Source organism: Aquimarina intermedia (genome assembly GCF_008124785.1).
Taxonomy (GTDB): domain Bacteria; phylum Bacteroidota; class Bacteroidia; order Flavobacteriales; family Flavobacteriaceae; genus Aquimarina; species Aquimarina intermedia.
This window is the reverse complement of record NZ_VNHU01000019.1, coordinates 1-2,500: the sequence shown is the minus strand read 5'-3', so window position 1 is coordinate 2,500 and position 2,500 is coordinate 1. Positions and strand designations below refer to the sequence as shown.

General features: G+C 44.0%; 1 tRNA gene and 1 rRNA gene (1 of these 2 cut by a window edge). Both read right to left on the bottom strand.

Going from position 1 to position 2,500, the window contains the following annotated elements:
- Nucleotides 1-42, bottom strand: a tRNA-Ile gene (locus BD809_RS15470); it reaches 32 nt to the left of the window's first position.
- Between the two features lie 189 nt (nt 43-231).
- Nucleotides 232-1,755: ribosomal RNA gene (locus tag BD809_RS15465) — 16S ribosomal RNA — on the bottom strand.
- Nucleotides 1,756-2,500 lie beyond the last annotated feature (745 nt).

Here is a 2,500-nt window from a genome sequence, read left to right as displayed (position 1 = left end):
ACATTATCAGTGTAGCGCTCTAACCAGCTGAGCTATGAGACTGTTTTTAAAATAGACCCAAGACTTCTTCATGAATCAAGAATCAAGAACTCGCTTGTTTCTTGCATCATGCTTCCTGCATCTCTTTTTATAATTAATCAACAGCAATTAAGACTAAAAAATACTCTTTGAGAATACTTCCGATATTGAATTTAATCTATACAACTAGTAAACTAGCGTACAAATCTCTAGAAAGGAGGTGTTCCAGCCGCACCTTCCGGTACGGCTACCTTGTTACGACTTAGCCCCAGTTACCAGTTTTACCCTAGGCCGCTCCTTACGGTGACGGACTTCAGGTACCCCCAGCTTCCATGGCTTGACGGGCGGTGTGTACAAGGCCCGGGAACGTATTCACCGCATCATGGCTGATATGCGATTACTAGCGATTCCAGCTTCACGGAGTCGAGTTGCAGACTCCGATCCGAACTGTGATAGGGTTTATAGATTCGCTCCTGGTCACCCAGTGGCTGCTCTCTGTCCCTACCATTGTAGCACGTGTGTGGCCCAGGACGTAAGGGCCGTGATGATTTGACGTCATCCCCACCTTCCTCGCGGTTTGCACCGGCAGTCTTGCTAGAGTTCCCGACATTACTCGCTGGCAACTAACAACAGGGGTTGCGCTCGTTATAGGACTTAACCTGACACCTCACGGCACGAGCTGACGACAACCATGCAGCACCTTGTAATCTGTCCGAAGAAAACTCTATCTCTAAAGCTGTCAGACTACATTTAAGCCCTGGTAAGGTTCCTCGCGTATCATCGAATTAAACCACATGCTCCACCGCTTGTGCGGGCCCCCGTCAATTCCTTTGAGTTTCATTCTTGCGAACGTACTCCCCAGGTGGGTTACTTATCACTTTCGCTTAGCCACTCAGACCGAAGTCCGAACAGCTAGTAACCATCGTTTACGGCGTGGACTACCAGGGTATCTAATCCTGTTCGCTACCCACGCTTTCGTCCCTTAGCGTCAATATATTGTTAGTGATCTGCCTTCGCAATCGGTATTCTATGTAATATCTATGCATTTCACCGCTACACTACATATTCTAACCACTTCACAATAATTCAAGACCTGCAGTATCAATGGCAATTTCACGGTTGAGCCGTAAACTTTCACCACTGACTTACAGACCCGCCTACGGACCCTTTAAACCCAATGATTCCGGATAACGCTTGGATCCTCCGTATTACCGCGGCTGCTGGCACGGAGTTAGCCGATCCTTATTCGTAGAGTACCGTCAAGGTGCTACACGTAGCACTAGTTCTTCCTCTATAAAAGCAGTTTACAACCCATAGGGCAGTCTTCCTGCACGCGGCATGGCTGGATCAGAGTTGCCTCCATTGTCCAATATTCCTCACTGCTGCCTCCCGTAGGAGTCTGGTCCGTGTCTCAGTACCAGTGTGGGGGATCTCCCTCTCAGGACCCCTATCTATCGTTGCCTTGGTATGCCGTTACCATACCAACTAGCTAATAGAACGCATAGCCATCTTATAGCGATAAATCTTTAATTATTAATCGATGCCAATCAATAATACTATAGGGCATTAATCCAAATTTCTCTGGGCTATTCCCTTCTATAAGGTAGGTTCTATACGCGTTACGCACCCGTGCGCCGGTCGTCAGCAAGTAGCAAGCTACCCCTGTTACCCCTCGACTTGCATGTGTTAAGCCTGCCGCTAGCGTTCATCCTGAGCCAGGATCAAACTCTTCATCGTGTATCTTTAAATATTATCTAAAAACAACACCGGAATTTATCGTAATCTCAAGTATGACTTTCTAGTCTTAATTCTTTGTTTGCTTCTACAACCTAATCCCGAAAGATTAAATCGTAAAACGCGCTGTCAATCAATATGTCTATGAACTTTCTCTAATCACTAAAGCAATCTTCATCGCTAGCAATTCTTGTGTAAGATTAAGGAATCGAACCTCGCTACTTCCCTACCCCTTCCGGCAGTATCTTATTTTCTTTCTCTTTAGTTAAGAACGTTTGCTTGTTTGTCTAAGCGGCTGCAAATATACAACCTTTATTTATTCTGACAAGCTTTTTTTAAAGTTTTTTTTAGTCTTAATTTCTTAACCTCAAAACCTCCCTAGAACTCCTGCAAAACCTCTCTCGTTTTGCGGCTGCAAACATACAACCTTTTTCTTTCCTAACAAGCGTTTTAAAAAGTTTTTTGAAATTATTTTTTCCTCCTTAAAACTCCTTTAAAAACAATACCTCTCTATGAACATAATCGCTAACAAGTAACCCTGTTTTGCGGGGGTGCAAACATACAACCCTTTTTTATTCTGAAAAGCTTTTTTTGAAGTTTTTTTTAAAGAAATTTTAACCTCTCTATAACTCAACTTTATCGCCCTATGCTTTCTATGAACATCCGCGCAACAGTTAGCCCGTTTTGCGGGTGCAAACATACAACCCTTTTGCAGTATCGCAAGCCTTTTTCTGTAAAATGTTTTAAC